General features: G+C 70.6%; 16 protein-coding genes and 1 tRNA gene. 6 read left to right on the top strand and 11 right to left on the bottom strand.

The genetic code is table 11. From position 1 onward, the window contains the following. Positions 1 to 85: 85 nt before the first annotated feature. The 3 genes from ACFZDE_RS18350 to ACFZDE_RS18340 all read right to left on the bottom strand — a co-directional run bounded on the left by ACFZDE_RS18350 (position 86) and on the right by ACFZDE_RS18340 (position 3,545). Complete coding sequence (locus ACFZDE_RS18350; protein WP_391200738.1) at positions 86 to 988, bottom strand: LLM class flavin-dependent oxidoreductase; 903 nt, start codon at positions 986 to 988, stop codon at positions 86 to 88. Between the two features lie 111 nt (positions 989 to 1,099). Further along, positions 1,100 to 1,648 carry an RNA 2'-phosphotransferase gene (locus ACFZDE_RS18345; protein WP_391200736.1) on the bottom strand — a complete coding sequence of 183 codons (549 nt, stop codon included), beginning with the start codon at positions 1,646 to 1,648 and terminating at the stop codon, positions 1,100 to 1,102. 139 nt (positions 1,649 to 1,787) lie between these two features. Next, positions 1,788 to 3,545, bottom strand: a complete 1,758-nt coding sequence (locus ACFZDE_RS18340) for an SDR family oxidoreductase (RefSeq protein ID WP_391200734.1) — start codon at positions 3,543 to 3,545, stop codon at positions 1,788 to 1,790. A gap of 180 nt (positions 3,546 to 3,725) precedes the next feature. On the opposite strand from ACFZDE_RS18340, the gene ACFZDE_RS18335 reads away from it, so the two are divergent. From ACFZDE_RS18335 to ACFZDE_RS18310, 6 genes are all read left to right on the top strand, one after another. Further along, positions 3,726 to 4,694 carry an ATP-binding cassette domain-containing protein gene (locus tag ACFZDE_RS18335; RefSeq protein ID WP_391201354.1) on the top strand — a complete coding sequence of 323 codons (969 nt, stop codon included), beginning with the start codon at positions 3,726 to 3,728 and terminating at the stop codon, positions 4,692 to 4,694. After that, positions 4,684 to 5,601, top strand: a complete 918-nt coding sequence (locus tag ACFZDE_RS18330; RefSeq protein WP_391200732.1) for an ABC transporter permease — start codon at positions 4,684 to 4,686, stop codon at positions 5,599 to 5,601. The genes ACFZDE_RS18335 and ACFZDE_RS18330 overlap by 11 nt, the downstream gene beginning before the upstream one ends. Continuing rightward, positions 5,598 to 6,509 carry an ATP-binding cassette domain-containing protein gene (locus ACFZDE_RS18325; protein WP_390998376.1) on the top strand — a complete coding sequence of 304 codons (912 nt, stop codon included), beginning with the start codon at positions 5,598 to 5,600 and terminating at the stop codon, positions 6,507 to 6,509. Before ACFZDE_RS18330 ends, ACFZDE_RS18325 begins: the two co-directional genes overlap by 4 nt. Positions 6,510 to 6,518: 9 nt before the next feature. Further along, entirely contained in the window at positions 6,519 to 7,238 is a 720-nt protein-coding gene (locus ACFZDE_RS18320) for an ABC transporter permease subunit (RefSeq protein ID WP_390998373.1), read from the top strand. Between the two features lie 101 nt (positions 7,239 to 7,339). Beyond that, positions 7,340 to 7,549, top strand: a complete 210-nt coding sequence (locus ACFZDE_RS18315) for a hypothetical protein (RefSeq protein WP_390998371.1) — start codon at positions 7,340 to 7,342, stop codon at positions 7,547 to 7,549. A 285-nt stretch (positions 7,550 to 7,834) separates the two neighbouring features. Continuing rightward, positions 7,835 to 7,921 (top strand) — tRNA-Ser (locus ACFZDE_RS18310). A gap of 115 nt (positions 7,922 to 8,036) precedes the next feature. Here the strand turns inward: ACFZDE_RS18310 and ACFZDE_RS18305 are convergent. The 8 genes from ACFZDE_RS18305 to ACFZDE_RS18270 form a co-directional block, all read right to left on the bottom strand. After that, on the bottom strand, positions 8,037 to 8,855 hold the full coding sequence (locus ACFZDE_RS18305) for an HAD-IIB family hydrolase (RefSeq protein ID WP_391200730.1): 819 nt from the start codon (positions 8,853 to 8,855) through the stop codon (positions 8,037 to 8,039). Next, positions 8,852 to 10,129, bottom strand: a complete 1,278-nt coding sequence (gene serS / locus ACFZDE_RS18300; protein WP_390998365.1) for a serine--tRNA ligase — start codon at positions 10,127 to 10,129, stop codon at positions 8,852 to 8,854. Before serS ends, ACFZDE_RS18305 begins: the two co-directional genes overlap by 4 nt. A gap of 574 nt (positions 10,130 to 10,703) precedes the next feature. Continuing rightward, complete coding sequence (pheA, locus tag ACFZDE_RS18295; RefSeq protein ID WP_390998362.1) at positions 10,704 to 11,636, bottom strand: prephenate dehydratase; 933 nt, start codon at positions 11,634 to 11,636, stop codon at positions 10,704 to 10,706. Positions 11,637 to 11,698: 62 nt separating this feature from the next. Continuing rightward, entirely contained in the window at positions 11,699 to 13,033 is a 1,335-nt protein-coding gene (efeB, locus tag ACFZDE_RS18290) for an iron uptake transporter deferrochelatase/peroxidase subunit (protein WP_391200728.1), read from the bottom strand. Positions 13,034 to 13,039: 6 nt separating this feature from the next. Beyond that, positions 13,040 to 15,067 carry a copper resistance protein CopC gene (locus tag ACFZDE_RS18285; RefSeq protein ID WP_391200726.1) on the bottom strand — a complete coding sequence of 676 codons (2,028 nt, stop codon included), beginning with the start codon at positions 15,065 to 15,067 and terminating at the stop codon, positions 13,040 to 13,042. Between the two features lie 13 nt (positions 15,068 to 15,080). Then, the gene (locus tag ACFZDE_RS18280) at positions 15,081 to 15,587 is read right to left on the bottom strand and encodes a copper chaperone PCu(A)C (RefSeq protein ID WP_391200723.1); all 507 of its coding nucleotides are present in this window, start codon (positions 15,585 to 15,587) and stop codon (positions 15,081 to 15,083) included. Then, the gene (locus ACFZDE_RS18275; RefSeq protein WP_391200721.1) at positions 15,584 to 16,237 is read right to left on the bottom strand and encodes an SCO family protein; all 654 of its coding nucleotides are present in this window, start codon (positions 16,235 to 16,237) and stop codon (positions 15,584 to 15,586) included. Before ACFZDE_RS18275 ends, ACFZDE_RS18280 begins: the two co-directional genes overlap by 4 nt. Before the next feature lie 87 nt (positions 16,238 to 16,324). Then, positions 16,325 to 17,065 (bottom strand): DUF1775 domain-containing protein, encoded by a 741-nt coding sequence (locus ACFZDE_RS18270; protein WP_391200719.1) that lies wholly within the window; start codon positions 17,063 to 17,065, stop codon positions 16,325 to 16,327. Positions 17,066 to 17,114: the final 49 nt, after the last annotated feature.

Below are 17,114 nucleotides of genomic sequence, written 5' to 3'. Positions count from 1 at the left end.
CTCCGCGCAGGTGAGTGGATACCGACCTCACCAGCAGTGCTTCCCCAGTGACCCCGGGCCCAAGGCCCGGCACATCCCTCCGCGCTCAGCGCAGTTGCGCCGACGCCTCCATCGCGATCTGCTCGAAGACCTTCTGGTCGACCGCGAACGGCGAGTCGGGGATCGGCCAGTGGATCACGATCTCCGTGAAGCCCAGCTCCGCATGGCGCCCGGCGAAGTCCACGAACGCGTTCAGGGACTGGAGGGGGGCCACACGGTCCGGAGTGAATCCGGTGAGCAGGACCCGGTCGAGATCGGTCATGTTCCGGCCGACCTCGGCGCAGATGTCGTCGAGCCTCTCCGCCTGCCCGCGAATGGCCTGAATCGACTGTTCAGGCGTGCCGTTCTCGTACAGCTTGGGGTCGCCGGTGGTCACCCACGCCTGTCCGAAACGGGCGGCGAGCCGCATCCCCCGGGGCCCGGTGGCGGCCACCGCGAACGGCAGCCTGGGGCGCTGCACACAGCCGGGGATGTTCCTCGCCTCGTGGGCGGAGTAGAAGTCACCCTCGTACGACACGGCGTCCTCGCTGAGCAGCCGGTCGAGCAGCGGGACGAACTCGGCGAACCTGTCGGCGCGCTCGCGCGGCGTCCACGGTTCCTGGCCGAGTGCGGTGGCGTCGAAGCCAGAGCCGCCCGCGCCGATGCCCAGCGTGACCCGCCCACCGGAGATGTCGTCGAGGGAGATCAGCTCCTTGGCGAGGGTCACGGGGTGCCGGAAGTTCGGCGAGGTCACCAGCGTGCCGAGCCGCAGCCGGTCGGTGACTCCCGCGGCGGCCGTGAGCGTCGGTACGGCGCCGAACCACGGGCCGTCCCGGAAGCTGCGCCAGGACAGGTGGTCGTAGGTGTACGCGGTGTGGAAGCCGAGCTGCTCGGCACGCGTCCAGGCCGAACGGCCGCCTTCGTGCCAGCGGCGGTACGGGAGGATCACGGTGCTCAGGCGCAGACTCATGGCATCGAGCGTAAGGGAGCATCCGGGGGTGACCCGTGTTTCACGTGAAACAGTCACCACGCGTGCTCGGGTGAACACGGGCGCGGTGCGCTGTCGGCCGGATGCGGCAGGTCAGTGCCGTGCGGGGAAGCGCAGATAGCGGGCCGGGACGGCCTCGGTCAGCCACACCCCGTTCGCGCTCACCTGGAAGACATGACCGTCGCGGTGCATGGCGGCCGCGTCCACGTCCAGCACGACAGGGCGGCCCCGTCGGGCGCCGACTCGGGTTGCCGTCTCCCGGTCGGGTGAGAGGTGCACGGCATGCCGGTTCATCGGCCGGAGCCCCTCGGCCCGGATCGCGTCCAGGCTGCGGGCGACGGTGCCGTGGTAAAGGTGGGTGGGCGGGGTGGCCGGCGCAAGGCCGAGGTCGACCTCCACGCTGTGGCCCTGGCTGGCGCGGATCCGGGTTCCTTCGACGGCGAAACGCCGCTTGTCGTTGCTGGCGACGACGTGGTCCAGCTCCTCGCGGGTGAACCGGAAGCCGTGTGCGCCGGCCGCGGCAAGCAATGCGTCGATCTCGACCCAGCCGGCCTCGTCCAGTGTGAGCCCGATGCGTTCCGGCTGGTGGCGCAGATGCTTCGACAGGTACTTCGACACCTTCACGGTGCGTCTCTCGTCCATCCGACCAGAGTGCGTGAGAGACGGGAATCACGCGATCGAGTTTCACTTCCCAGGTTTGGTCCACAACCAAGTGTGGTTATCCACAGCAGAATTGACGATGCTGTGGACAACTGGCCCTCGCCGAACAGGCTTTGGGCCCTCACACCGGCGGCTTCACGCGCGCGAGGCCCCGCAGCGCCCCCGGCGCCCACCGCGACAGCCAGCGCGCACCCCGTGCCTCCGGAGTCACCGGCACCACCGCCTCGTTGCGCGTCACCGCCCGCAGGATCGCGCGGGCGACCTTCTCCGGCGGATAGTTCCGCAGCCCATACAGGCGGGCTGTGCGCTTCTGCAGCCGCTTCTCCTCCAGGGCGTCGACGCCGGCGAAACGCGCCGTCGACGTGATGGCGGTGTTCACGATGCCCGGGGAGACCGCCGTGACGCCGATGCCCTGCCCGGCGAGCTCCGCCCGCAGGCACTCGCTGAGCATCAGCACGGCCGCCTTGGAGGTGCTGTACGCGGGCAGCGCCCGGGACGGCTGGTAGGCCGCCGCCGAGGCCACATTGACGATGTGGCCGCCCTGCCCGCGCTCGGCCATCCGACGGCCGAAGAGCCGGCAGCCGTGGATGACCCCCCACAGATTGACGTCGAGGACGCTCTTCCAGTCCTCCGGCGTGGTGTCGAAGAAGGACCCGGCCAGCCCGATCCCGGCGTTGTTCACCAGGACGTCCACCACGCCGTACGCCGTGGTGACCCTGTCGGCGAGCTTCTCCATGGCCTGCTCGTCGGAGACGTCGGCCGTCTCCGCCCAGGCGCCGGGTGCGCCCAGCAGGCGGGCCGACTCGGCGGTGCGGACCGCCGCCTCCGCGTCGCGGTCGACGGCCACCACCCGCGCGCCGGCCTCGGCGAACGCCAGCGCCGTAGCCCGCCCGATGCCGCTGCCCGCCCCGGTGACCAGCACGAGCTGCCCGCCGAACCGCTGCGCGTGCCCCCCGTTCGCCGCCCGCGGGGACCGCCCGCTCTCGACGGACGTCACGAACTCCTCGATCCAGGAAGCCAGCCGGTCCGGGCGGGTCCGCGGGAGCCAGTGCCCAGCCTGGATCGTCCGGCGCGTCAGCTGCGGAACCCACTGCTCCAGGTCGTCGTACAGCCGCTCCGAGAGGAAACGGTCCTCCAGGGGCGTGATGATCTGAACGGGCGCGTGGGCGTGCGCGTCCGGGCGTGGCCCGCGCAGCCGGGGCCGGACGTTGTCCCGGTACAACCAGGCCCCGTGGGCCGCGTCCGACGGCAGGGATGCGGTGGGGTAGTCGCCCCGGGGCACCTTCTCGACGCGCTCCAGCACCCGCGGCCAGCGCTTGCCGAGCGGGCCGCGCCAGGCCAGCTCGGGCAGGACGGGCGTGTGCAGCATGTACACGTACCAGGACCGGGCGCCCTGCCCGAGGAGTTGCCCGACCCGGCGCGGGGTGGGCCGCCGCATCCGCTTGCCGAGCCAGTGGCCGAAGTGGTCGAGGGACGGTCCGGACATCGAGGTGAAGGAGGCGATGCGGCCCTCGGTGCGGCGGACGGTGGTGAACTCCCAGGCCTGCACCGAGCCCCAGTCGTGCCCGACCAGGTGCACCGGCGCGTGCGGACTCACCGCGTCAGCGACGGCCAGGAAGTCGTCCGTCAGCTTCTCCAGAGTGAACCCGCCCCGCAGCGGGCTCGGGGCCGTCGACCCGCCGTGGCCGCGGACGTCGTACGCCACCACGTGGAAGCGTCCGGCGAGCCGCTCGGCGACCTCGGACCACACCTCCTTGCTGTCCGGGTAGCCGTGGATCAGGACGACCGTGGGCCGCCCGGGATCCCCCATCTCCGCCACGCACAGCTCGACTTCGCCGGTCCGCACCCGGCGCTCCCGCGCACCCGTCAGCAACGTCATCCGGTGAATCTGGCACTTGTTAGAGAGTTCGTCAACAGGGCGCCGCTCCGGTCCCCACCCGGCGTGGTAACCCTGGAGAACCAGCTCCCCTAGGGGCCCGTAATACCTGGGGCTGATCCGAAGACAGCTCTGCGGAGTGATGACCGAAACGCCCACGGCCCCTAACTTCGAAGGGTGACTGTGATCGCGACCGAAAGCCTGAGCAAGCGGTTCCCCCGGGTGACCGCGCTTGACCGGCTGACCATGGACATCGGGCCCGGGGTGACCGGACTCGTCGGGGCCAATGGAGCCGGCAAGTCCACCATGATCAAGATCCTGCTGGGTCTGTCCCCCGCGACCGAGGGCCGTGCCGAAGTGCTCGGTCTCGACGTCGCGACCAAGGGCGCCGCCATCCGCGAGCGTGTCGGCTACATGCCCGAGCACGACTGCCTGCCGCCGGACGTCTCGGCCACCGAGTTCGTCGTCCACATGGCGCGCATGTCCGGTCTGCCGCCCACGGCCGCCCGCGAGCGCACGGCCGACACCCTGCGCCACGTCGGGCTGTACGAGGAGCGCTACCGCCCCATCGGCGGCTACTCGACCGGCATGAAGCAGCGCGTCAAACTCGCGCAGGCCCTCGTCCACGACCCGCAGCTGGTCTTCCTCGACGAGCCGACCAACGGCCTCGACCCGGTCGGCCGCGACGAGATGCTCGGCCTGATCCGCCGGATCCACACCGACTTCGGCATCTCGGTCCTGGTCACCTCCCACCTCCTGGGCGAACTGGAGCGCACCTGCGACCACGTCGTCGTCATCGACGGCGGCAAACTCCTGCGCTCCAGCTCCACCACGGACTTCACCCAGATCACCACCACCCTCGCGATCGAGGTCACCGACACCGACGAGCACCCGGACGGCACCCACGCGGTCCGCGAGGCGCTGCACGCGCGCGGGGTGAGCGTCGAGGACGGCAGCGGCCTGCCCGGCGCCGGCCACGTCCTGCTGCTCACCGCCCAGGGCGAGGAGACGTACGACGTGGTCCGGGACGTGATCGCGGACCTCGGACTCGGCCTGGTGCGCATGGAGCAGCGCCGGCACCACATCTCCGAGGTCTTCACCAGCACCGACGAGCGCGAGCAGCGGAAGGAGGCGGTCGGCCATGGCGGTTGAGCACTCCACGGGGGCAGCCGCCCCGGCACCGGGCGACCAGACCCGCATCCACAACATCGGCTACCGCGCCTACGACGGCCCCCGCCTCGGCCGCGCCTACGCCCGCCGCTCCCTGTACTCGCAGTCCCTGCGCGGCTCCTACGGCCTCGGCCGCTCGGTGAAGTCCAAGGTGCTGCCGATGCTGCTCTTCGTGGTGATGTGCGTGCCCGCGGCCATCATGGTCGCCGTCGCGGTCGCCACCAAGGCCAACGCCCTGCCCGTCGACTACACGCGCTACGCGATCATCATGCAGGCGGTCATCAGCCTCTACGTCGCCTCGCAGGCACCCCAGTCCGTCTCGCGCGACCTGCGCTTCAAGACGGTGCCGCTGTACTTCTCGCGGCCCATCGAGACCGCCGACTACGTCCGTGCCAAGTTCGCGGCGCTGGCCTCGGCGCTCTTCATCCTCACCGCCGGCCCCCTGCTCGTGCTCTACGTGGGCGCGCTGCTGGCCAAGCTCGACTTCGCCGACCAGACCAAGGGATTCGCACAGGGACTCGTCTCGGTGGCACTGCTCTCACTGCTCTTCGCCGGCATCGGCCTCGTCATCGCGTCCTTCACCCCGCGCCGCGGCTTCGGCATCGCGGCCGTGATCGCCGTGCTGACCATCACCTACGGCGCGGTCTCCACCCTCCAGGCCATCGCCGACGCGCAGGGCAGCGGTGACGCGGTGCCATGGATCGGGCTGTTCTCCCCGATCACGATCATCGACGGTGTGCAGTCCGCGTTCCTGGGCGCGACGTCCGCCTCCCCCAGCGGGGTGGGCCCGAGCACCGCCGAGGGCGTCGTCTACGTCGTCGTCGCCCTGGGCCTCATCGCGGCGAGCTACGGCCTGCTGATGCGCCGCTACAAGAAGGTGGGACTGTGACCACGCTCAACATCGACCATGTCTCCCGCTGGTTCGGCAACGTGGTCGCCGTCAACGACATCACCATGACCATCGGCCCCGGCGTCACCGGCCTCCTCGGCCCCAACGGCGCCGGAAAGTCCACCCTCATCAACATGATGGGCGGCTTCCTGGCCCCCTCCACCGGCACGGTCACCCTCGACGGCCGGCCCGTGTGGCGCAACGAGCAGATCTACAAGCAGATCGGTGTCGTCCCCGAGCGGGAGGCGATGTACGACTTCCTCACCGGCAAGGAATTCGTCCTCGCCAACGCCGAACTGCACGGCCTGGGCGCCAAGGCGGCGCAGAAGGCCCTGGCCACGGTCGAGATGGAGTACGCGCAGGACCGCAAGATCCAGACGTACTCCAAGGGCATGCGCCAGCGCGTGAAGATGGCGAGCGCCCTGGTCCACGACCCGTCGCTGCTGCTGCTCGATGAGCCCTTCAACGGCATGGACCCCCGGCAGCGCATGCAGCTGATGGACCTGCTGCGCCGTATGGGCGACGAGGGCCGCACCGTGCTGTTCTCGTCCCACATCCTCGAAGAGGTCGAGCAACTCGCCTGGCACATCGAGGTCGTCGTCGCCGGCCGGCACGCCGCCAGCGGTGACTTCCGCAAGATCCGCCGCCTGATGACCGACCGGCCGCACCGCTACCTGGTGCGTTCCAGCGACGACCGCGCTCTCGCGGCCGCGCTGATCGCCGACCCGTCGACGGCCGGCATCGAGGTCGACCTCGCCGAGGGCGCGCTGCGCATCCAGGCCGTCGACTTCGGCCGCTTCACGGCCCTGCTGCCGCGGGTGGCCAGGGACCACGGCATCCGGCTGCTCACGGTCTCGCCGTCCGACGAGTCCCTCGAGTCCGTCTTCTCGTATCTCGTCGCGGCGTAGGAGGCCCTGATGTACGACCCCACAGTCGCCCGGCTCACCTACCGGGCCCTGCTCGGCCGCCGCCGGGCTCTCATCCTCGGCGCCCTGCCGATGCTGCTGATCGTGATCGCCGTGGCGGTGCGCGGCCTGGCCGGGGCGGACGACCAGACCGCGGCCGACCTGCTGGGCGGCCTCGCCCTCGCCACGATGGTGCCGATCATCGGCGTCATCGCCGGAACGGGCGCGATCGGTCCGGAGATCGACGACGGCTCGGTGGTGTACCTGCTGTCGAAGCCGATCAAGCGGCCGACGATCATCTTCACCAAGCTGATCGTCGCGATCGCGGTGACCATGGTGTTCTCCGCGGTGCCGACGCTCATCGCAGGCTTCATCCTGAACGGCAACGGCCAGCAGGTCGCCGTCGCCTACACGGTGGCCGCGCTGGTCGCCTCCATCGCCTACGCGGCCCTGTTCCTGCTGCTGGGCACGGTCTCCCGGCACGCGGTGGTGTTCGGTCTCGTCTACGCCCTGGTCTGGGAGGCCCTGTTCGGCTCCCTGGTGCCCGGTGCGCGCACGCTGAGCGTGCAGCAGTGGTCGCTGGCGGTGGCCCAGAAGGTGTCCGGCGGGGACCTGGTCTCCTCGGACGTCGGCCTGACCACGGCGACGGTGCTGCTGGCGGCGGTCACGGTGCTGGCCACCTGGTTCGCCGGACAGAAGCTGCGCTCCCTCACCCTCGCCGGCGAGGAGTGACGTGCCCCGGCCCTGACGGAGACTTCACCTCGGTCAGGGCACACTGGGCGAACGGGATGTAGGGGAAGCGATACGGAAGTTGGACGGCTGGGAGGACGGGGATGGCGGGCGAGAAGGACGGCTTCGACGATGTCGTACTGGACGAGGACTTCATACGCTCCGCCGGGACCTCCGAGCCGTCGGCCCGTGCCCGGATGCTCGCCGCGAAGTGGCGCCGCGAGGAGCCGGAGCCGCAGCCCTGGCGCTCCGACGAGCCGCCCGCGGGCTGGTTCTTCAGCAAGATCCGACGGCGCAGGTGGCGCAGGAAGTAGCAGCCGCACCACCGATCCAGCCTCCGACGATCAGCCAGTTTATTCAGTGGCGCCCAATTCGCCCGGCGGGCACAGTGGTTGTCACGGCCGGGGAGCCCGGCGCCACGTTCTGGGAGAGGAGCGGGACGATGTCCATGCACGGCAGTACGTCCAGCTCCCTTCAGGGCAGCCCGCGGCGGGATCCGGAGTAGCCACTACCCCTCCGTCGAACCCGCCCCACACGGGGAGCTGCCCGGGGCGGCCGCTTCGAGCACGCGAATCGCACATCGCGTGGGCCGCCCACCCGGAGGATTGGCCGAGTGGTAAGGCACCGGTTTGCTAAACCGTGGTCGGGTCGAAAGGCCCGCGCACGTTCGATCCGTGCATCCTCCGCCGAGCACCACCCGCGAACACCACCCTGACGCCGGGCGACCTACCCGGCTTCAGTCCCAGCGACGAGCGCACCAGCCCGACATCCGGCCCAGCGACGGGCGCACCGGCCCGGCGTTCAGCCCAGCAAGCGCTCCAGTACCACCGCGATGCCGTCCTCGTCGTGGGAGGTAGTCACCTCGTCGGCCACCGCCTTCAGTTCCTCGTGGGCGTCCGCCATGGCGACGCCGTAGGAGGCCCAGGCGAACATCGGTATGTCGTTGGGCATGTCGCCGAAGGCGATCGTGTCGGCCGCCTTCATCCCGAGCCGGCGGGCCGCCAGGGACAGACCCGTCGCCTTGGACAGGCCCAGGGGGAGAAGCTCGACGATGCCCTCGCCCGCCATCGTGACCGTGACGAAACCGCCGGCGGTCCGCGTGGCCGCCTCGCAGAGCTCGTCGTCCGACAGGGTCGGGTGCTGGATGTACAGCTTGTTCAGGGGCGCGGCCCACAGGTCCGACGCGTCCGTGAAGGGCGTGGCGGGCAGGGTGCCCTGGACCGCGTAGCCCGGGCCGACCAGCACCTCGCCGTCGAGGCCGTCGCGGCTCGCCGCCAGGTGCAGCGGGCCGACCTCCGCTTCGATCTTGGCCAGCGCCACCCCGGCCAGCTGCCGGTCCAGCGTCACCGACGTCAGCAGGCGGTGCGCGCCGGCGTCGTAGACCTGCGCGCCCTGGCCGCACACGGCAAGACCCTGGTAGCCGAGGTCGTCGAGGATGTGCCGGGTCCACGGGACCGCGCGGCCGGTGACGACGATGTGCGCGGCGCCCGCCGCGGTGGCCGCGGCGAGCGCCTCACGGGTACGGGGCGACACCGTGTCGTCGGAGCGCAGCAGCGTCCCGTCGAGATCGGTGGCGACGAGCCGGTACGGGAAGCCTCCCGCGGAAGCCGTGTCGCTCACTTGGACACCGGCTCCAGGACCTCCCGGCCGCCCAGGTACGGGCGCAGCACCTCGGGCACGCGCACCGAGCCGTCGGCCTGCTGGTGGTTCTCCAGGATCGCCACGATCGTGCGGGGAACCGCGCACAGCGTGCCGTTGAGCGTGGCCAGCGGCCTGACTTGCTTGCCGTCACGGACGCGGATCGACAGGCGGCGGGACTGGAACTCGGTGCAGTCCGAGGTCGAGGTCAGCTCGCGGTACTTGCCCTGGGTCGGGATCCACGCTTCGCAGTCGAACTTGCGGGAGGCCGACGCGCCCAGGTCGGCGCTCGCCACGTCGATCACGCGGTACGGCAGCTCCAGCGAGGTCAGCCACTGCTTCTCCCACTCCAGCAGGCGCTGGTGCTCGGCCTGCGAGTCCTCGGGAGCGACGTAGGAGAACATCTCGACCTTGTCGAACTGGTGCACGCGGAAGATGCCCCGGGTGTCCTTGCCGTGCGAGCCGGCCTCGCGGCGGAAGCAGGGCGAGAAGCCCGCGTAGCGCAGGGGCAGCCGGTCGGCGTCGAGGATCTCGTCCATGTGGTACGCCGCGAGCGGCACCTCGGACGTGCCGACCAGGTAGAGATCGTCGTCGGCGAGGTGGTAGACGTCCTGGGCGGCCTGACCGAGGAAGCCGGTGCCGGCCATGGACTGCGGGCGCACCAGGGCGGGGGTCAGCATCGGGGTGAAGCCGGCCGCGGTGGCCTGCGCCATCGCCGCGTTCACCAGCGCGAGTTCCAGGAGGGCGCCCACGCCCGTCAGGAAGTAGAAGCGCGAGCCGGAGACCTTGGCGCCCCGCTCGACGTCGATCGCGCCCAGGATCTGGCCGAGGGCCAGGTGGTCCTTGGGCTCGAAGCCCTCGGCGGCGAAGTCGCGGATCGTGCCGTGCTTCTCGAGGGTGACGAAGTCCTCCTCGCCGCCCACGGGAACGTCCGGGTGGACGAGGTTGCCGAGCTTCTGGAGCAGCTCCTGGGTCTCGCTCGCGGCGGCGTCGCGCTCGGCGTCGGCCGCCTTGACGTCGGCGGCGAGCTGGCCCGCCTTCTTCAGCAGCTCGGACTTCTCGTCGCCGGCCGCCTTGGGGATGAGCTTGCCGAGCGCCTTCTGCTCGGCGCGCAGCTCGTCGAAGCGGACGCCGGACGACCTGCGCCTCTCGTCGGCAGACAGGAGGGCGTCGACGAGCGCGACGTCCTCTCCACGGGCGCGCTGCGACGCGCGCACACGGTCGGGGTCCTCACGGAGCAGGCGAAGGTCAATCACGCGCCCAAGGCTACCGGTGCGGGGTGACCGCCCACGACTCACTATTCCGATAGAGGCTTACGTACCGTTATGGGTGAATTGCGCACAGTGTCAATAAAGAAGAGGCCTCTCCCCGGAACGAGGCATCCGGCAGGCGTCGCTTTGACTCGAATCCCTTGCGGGACACGGGACTTGGCGGTGAGTTGTCCACAGGCATCCACACCCTCGCCTGAGTTATCCACAGGCTGTGTGCAAGATCTGTGGACTTCGGAATCGATCACTCCGGACGGCTCGACCACCCCATAAATTCCCTCCGCAAACCCGCCCTACCCTCACTTTCGAGTGGAAAGGGGTCACCCCGAAGAGTTACGGAAGGGGAAACGGTGGACGAAGGGTGACCTGCCCGATCATGGGTGCATCAGGGGCCTGTAGGGCGATTTGTCGACCGACTCATGCTTCGTTGTCGACTTGTCCCCAGGTCGAGAAGCGGACCTGTGGATAACTTCTGTGGATAACGACTATCAGCACGTACGACCGGCCGAGGAACAGGCGCGGAACCGGCTCGGGACCAGGCCCGGACCGCCTCGGAACCGGGTCAGAAACGCCCGTCCTGGCATCGCGCGACCCAGTCCGCCGCCCCCGCGAACTCCTCGTCGGAGGTGCCCAGCCGCGGCGGCCGCACGTCCCCCGGCCGCACGTCCGCGCGCGGGTAGGAGCCGAGGTAGCGCACCTGGAGGCAGATCCGCTTCAGGCCCATCAGGGCGTCGGCCATCCGGCGGTCGGAGATGTGCCCCTCGGCGTCGATGCAGAAGCAGTAGTTGCCGATGCCCGCGCCGGTGGGCCGGGACTGGAGCAGCATCAGGTTGATGCCGCGGGTGGCGAACTCGCCGAGCAGGTCGCGCAGACCACCGGGGTGGTCGTCGCGCTGCCACAGCACGATCGAGGTCTTGTCCGCGCCGGTCGGCGCGGCGGGCCGGGCCGGGCGGCCCACCAGCACGAACCGAGTCTGGGCGTTCTCCGCGTCGTGGATCCCGGTCTCCAGGGCTTCAAGACCGTAGCGGGCGGCCGCGAACTCACCCGCGAAGGCCGCGTCGTACTGGCCTTCCTGGACCAGGCGGGCGGCGTCCGCGTTCGAGGCGGCGGACTCCCAGTGGGCGTCCGGGAGGTGCTTCTTCAGCCAGTTGCGCACCTGTGGCTGCGCGGCCGGGTGGGCCGAGACGGTCTTGATGTCCGACAGCGTCGTGCCCGGGCGGACCAGCAGCGCGAAGGTGATCGACAGCAGCACCTCGCGGTAGATCATCAGCGGCGCGCCGGCGACCAGTTCGTCGAGGGTGGTGGTGATGCCGCCCTCGACGGAGTTCTCGATCGGCACGAAGGCGGCCTCGGCCTCGCCGGCGCGTACCGCGTCGAGCGCGGACTGGACCGACACGTACGGGATCAGCTCCCGGGTCGCGGCCTCCGGAAGCGTGCGCAGGGCGACTTCGGTGAACGTGCCCTCAGGACCGAGATACGCATAGCTCGCTGGCATGACCTCACCCTAATGGGCCCGCGGAAGCGCTATCCCCCACAAGCCCCTACAGGGGTGAACTCTCACCCCTCCAGCAACTTCTGCCCCACGTACTCGCCCTCCGCCGCGCCGCCGGGCACCGCGAACAGCCCGCTGGATTCGTGGCGGATGAACTGTGACAGGGCGTCGCCGCGATCGAGCTTGCGCTGCACCGGCACGAATCCGCGCAGGGGGTCGGCCTGCCAGCAGACGAAGAGCAGGCCCGCGTCGGGCACGCCGTCGCTGTCGATGCCGTCGTGGAAGGAGAAGGGGCGGCGGAGCATGGCCGCGCCGCCGTTCTGGTCGGGCCGGGTGATGCGGGCGTGGGCGTTGATCGGGACCACCAGGTTGCCCTTGGCGTCCGTCTTCTCCAGGTCCATCGTGGTCGTCTCGGTGCCTCCGGACAGGGCCGCCCCGTCGGATTTGCGGCGTCCGATCACGTCCTCCTGCGCCTTGACGGAGAGCTGCTCCCAGTCGTCGAGGAGCATGCGGATGCGGCGTACGACGGCGTAGGAGCCGTTCGCCATCCAGGCAGGCTGGGCCTTCTCGGGGACGAAGACGCGCTGGTCGAAGTCGGCTTCGCTCGGCTTGGGGTTGCGGGTGCCGTCGATCTGGCCCATGAGGTTGCGGGCGGTCATGGGGTGGGAGGTGGCGCCCGGGGAGCGGTTGAAGCCGTTCATCTGCCAGCGGACCCTGGCCGCCCGGCTCGCGTCCTTCTGGATCGCGCGCAGGGCGTGGAAGGCGACCAGGGCGTCGTTGGCGCCGATCTGCACCCACAGGTCGCCGTTGCTGCGGTTCTTGTCGAGGTGGTCGGAGGAGAACTCGGGCAGTGGGTCAAGGGCGGTGGGGCGCTGCTTCTCCAGGCCTGTCCGGGCGAAGAAGCTGTGGCCGAAGCCGAAGGTGATCGTCAGCGAGGAGGGGCCGGCGTCGCGGGCCACGTCGGTGTCGTCGTGACCGCTGGGCTCGCCCGCCATCAGCCGTCGGGCCGTGTCCGACCAGCGGCGGAGCAGGGCGGCGGCCTCCTTGCGGCCGGCGCCCGCCGCCAGGTCGAAGGCGACGAGGTGGCCGCGTGCCTGGAGGCCGTCGGTGATGCCGGGCTGATGTTTCCCGTGAAACATCGCCCGGTCCGCGCCGAGCGAGGTGAGTGGAGTGGCCGCTTCGGAGGGGGCGGCGGCGTAGCCGACGGCGGCACCGGCCGTGCCGAGGACGAGCCCGGTGGCACCCGCGGTGCCGAGCAGCCGGCGTCGTGAGATGCCCTCATGGGCGGACGCGGCTTCGCTCTCGGCCGTGGCGGGCTCGGCCGTGGTGGGCTCGGCCGTGGTGGGCTCGGTCGTGGTGGGCTCGGGGGTGCGGGCTTGGGGAAGGGACTGGTCGGGCATGGTCGTTCAGCCGATCTGCGCGTTCTTGGTGACGGTCACCTCGTCGATGTCGGAGGTGCGCACGGTCACGTCGACCTGCCAGTCCCCGGCGATGGGGATCTGCACTCCGTTCGCCGACCAGTGTCCGGTAGCGATGTGGTCGGGGACGACGGGCAGGGGCCCGATGTCCTTGGCCTTGAGGGTGAACTCGACCTTCACCTCGGGGATGTCGAAGGCGCGGCCGTTGGGCCGTTCCACGTAGACGTGCATCTCGTTGCCGCCGACGCGGGCGGGGTCGACGTCGATGGTGACGATGCCCTTGCCGTCCTCGCCGCCGGTGTCGAAGGGCATGTTCAGGGTCAGCGCCCCGGACGCGCCCTCGTCGGGTGCGGAGGACGCGGAGGCCGAGGTGGCCGCCCTGGCCTCCTGCTCGGTGCGTCCCGGTTCGGTCTGGGTCAGGACGGTGGTCACGGCGAGCAGTACGACCGCGACACCGGCCTCGGTCAGCACGGAGCGGCGCAGCCCGAAGCGGTTGGGGTCCGCGTCGCGCACCCGCTTCTGCCGGGCCGCGTTCCGGGCGGCCTGCTGGCGGGCGAGCTGCGCGGCGCGAATGGGTTCGGTGGGTTCGGTGGTTTCAGTGACCTCAGTGGGTTCGGGGGCACTGGGGGCCGAGTCGGCGGGCCCGGTGCCGGCGGGCCCGGTGCCGGCGGGGCCGCTGCTGACGGACTCGGTGTCGGTGGACTCGGGGGCGGGACGCCCGTCGGTGTCGCGGCTCGCGCCGACCCGTTCCTTCTCCCGTACCGTCGCTGCCTCGACCGGCAGCGTCTCCGTCAGCCGCCCCGTCCACCGGCGTGAGATACACGCGACGCCGACCAGGATGACCACGAGGGCGATCTTGGCCAGGAGGAGCTGGCCGTAGCGGGTGTCGGTGAAGGCCGACCAGGAGCCGAGCTGGCGCCAGGACTGGTACGTCCCGGTCGCGATGAGGACGAGGACGCTGCCGAAGGCGACCTGGGAGAAGCGGCGGACCGCCGGTGCGTCGACGGGTGTGTCGGCGGGCGCGCGGTACAGGGCGATCAGCAGCGCGCCCAGTCCGCCGAGCCAGGCGGCGACGGCCAGCAGATGCAGTACGTCGACGGGCATGGCGATGCCGGCCTGGAGGCCGACGGAGGCGTGCTCGGACATCGCCCAGCTGGCCGCGAGCCCGGCCGCGACCACGGCGCCGCCGATCGCGAGCCCGAAGGTCAGGTCCCGCTTCTCCTGGGCGTCCTCGCGCTTGTCGTAGGACCCGAACAGCACGGCGATGAAGAGGGCCGCCGCGGCCAGCAGCAGCAGCCGGGACACCAGGGCCGCACCGCTCTTGGTCTGGAGCACCTGCCCGAGCAGGGACAGGTCGAAGACGTCGGAGATCTTCCCGGAGCCGGTGAAGGAGCCGCGCAGCAGCAGCAGCGCGAGGGTGGACGCGGTGAGCGCGACCCAGCCGGAGACGACGAACCGCTGCACGGGCCGCACCCCGGCACCGCGCCGCCAGCAGGCGAGCACGAAGGCGGCGCCGCCGGCCATCACGGTGAAACCGGCGTACGACACGTACCGTCCGAAGCCGTACAGCCACCCCACGACTCCGTCGTCGCCGGACTGGCCGGAGACCGACACGGACGTCTTGGAGGGGGCGCCGATGGAGAAGGTGTAGGCGCCGGCGACGGGATGGCTGTCCGCCGACACGACCTGGTAGGCCACCGTGTAGGTGCCGTCGGGCAGGCCCGAGTGCAGGGGCACGGCGTACGTCGTACCGCTGACGTTGGCCGGGTCGGCCCTGTCGACGCGCTTGCCCTCGGGGTCGAGGACGCGCAGCGAGTCGTCGGACACGGCGACCTGCTCGGAGAAGGTGAGCGTGATCCGGGCCGGGGCCTTGTCGACCACCGCCCCCTGCCCGGGGTCGCTGCCGGTCACCGCGGCGTGCGCGGAGGCCGGGCCGGCTCCGGCGAGGAGTGCGCAGGCCGCGGCCAGGAGCAGCAGCAGCAGTGTCCGGACGCGGGGGGCAATGGTCAGCGTCACAGGGGTCCCTCCCTCAGTGTCCGGTGCTCGGGGTGTAGGTCGGCGGTTTCACCGGCATCTCGACCTTGAGCGGTGCGGAGTGGGCGAAGCGCAGTTCGACGGAGACCGTCTGGCCTTCCTTCGGCTTGCTCTTCAGCTGTTCGAACATCAGGTGGTCGCCGCCGCTCTTCAGCTCCAGCCGGCCGCCCGCGGGGATCTTGAGGCTCTTGACCTCCCGCATCGCCCCGTCGACGGTCTCGTGCACGGTGACCTGCCCGGCGATGTCGCTGGTGACCGAGGTCAGCTCGTCGGCGGCACCGCCCTTGTTGGTGACGGTGAGGAAGCCGGCCGCCATCTCGTCGGACACCGGCCGCGGCATGTACGCGGAACCGGCGGACAGTTCCGCCTTTCCGGAGCTGGAGCCGGAGCCGGAGCCGGAGCTGGAGCCGGAGTCCGAGTCCGCGCCCCCGCAGCCCGCCAGGGCGAGGGCTCCGGTTATGACCGTTATGACCAGGGCCGCCGGGCCGAGCCGCCGCCTCACGGGTTCTCCCCCTTGATGATCTTGGGGAGGTCCTTGGTGTAGTCCTCGACCTTGGCGTCCTCGCCATAGAGCACATAGCCGCCGTCGGTCTTCGGGGAGAACGCGATGACCTGGGTGCCGTGCTCGGAGATGAGCTTGCCGTTCTTGTCCTTCCGCGTCGGCTCGATGCTGATGCCGAGGGTGCGGGCGCCTGCCTGGATGGTCGCGAAGTCACCGGTGAGACCGACGAACTCGGGGTCGATGCCCTTGAGCCACTTGCCGAGCTCGGCCGAGGTGTCGCGCTTGGGGTCGGTGGTGACGAACACGACGCGCAGCTTGTCCTGTTCGGCCTTGGGCAGCTGCTTCTTGGCTACGGCGATGTTGTTCATCGTCAGCGGGCAGACGTCGGGGCAGTGGGTGTAGCCGAAGTAGATCAGCGTGGGCTTGCCCGCGGTCTCCTTGCGGAGGTCGTACTTCTTGCCGTGCGTGTCGGTGAGGACCAGGTCCGGCTTCTCGAACGGCTTGTCGAGAACGGTGGCGGCCTTGTCGGCGCCGGCCTCCTCCGACACCACGGCGACGGGCTTGCCGCTGTCGGTGCCGCTGCCGCAGGCGGTCAGGGTGAGGGAGGCGGCGGCGAGGAGCGCGGCCGCGGCGAAGGTTTTGGTGCGCATAGAGAATGTCCCAGTTTTCGGTGACCCGGCGCGCACCGGGAGCCTCGCGGGGCGGGGATCCGGTGCGCGCCGTCAGAGGTAACGGCGTCAGGCGTTGGACCGCCGGCGCCCGGCGAGCACGCCGTAGGCGACGCCCGCGGCGCCGACCACGATGCCGACGATGCCCAGCACGCGGGCGGTGGTGTCGGTGCCGTCGGAGGAGGTGGAGTCGTCGGCGGCGGTGTCGGCGGAGGCCTTCTCGGCCGACTTGGCGTCGGCGTCGTCATCGGCCGCCGCGCCGTGGTGTCCTTCCTCGGCGGCGGACAGCTCCAGCACCGGGGCGGGGTTGTCGGGCTCTTCCTTGCCCTTCTGCGGCACCTCGATCCAGCGGACGACCTCCTTGTTGGAGTACGTCTGCAGGGCCTTGAAGGCCAGCTGGTCGGTGTCCTCGGGGAGCTGGCCGATGGAGAGCGGGAACTTCTCGAAGTAGCCGGGCTTGATCCCCTTGCCGTCGGCGGTCCAGGTGACCTTGGAGACGGCTTCGGTGATCTTCTCGCCGTGCATCTCCAGCGGCTTGTCCAGCTTGGACTTGGTGACCTCGATCTTCCAGCCGGGCATGGGCTCCGGCATGACGGAGGCCAGCGGGTGGTCGGTGGGGAAGTTGACCTCGAGCTTGGTGGTGGAGGCGTCGTCGCGCTCGTTGGGCACCTTGAAGTCGATGACCGCGTAGCCGCCCTTGGCGGCGGTGCCCTCGGGCTGCACGCTGACGTGCGCGAACGCGGGGGCGGACAGGGCGAGAACGGTGACACCGGCGGCGGCACCGGCCGCGACGATTCGGGAAGCCTGCATGAAAGGAGCACTCCGCTGTGAGTCGGTCTGGACGGGAAGGAGGGAACCG

The sequence above is a fragment of the Streptomyces sp. NPDC007929 genome, assembly GCF_042959065.1.
Lineage (GTDB): Bacteria > Actinomycetota > Actinomycetes > Streptomycetales > Streptomycetaceae > Streptomyces.
This window is presented reverse-complemented; position numbering and strand designations above follow the sequence as displayed.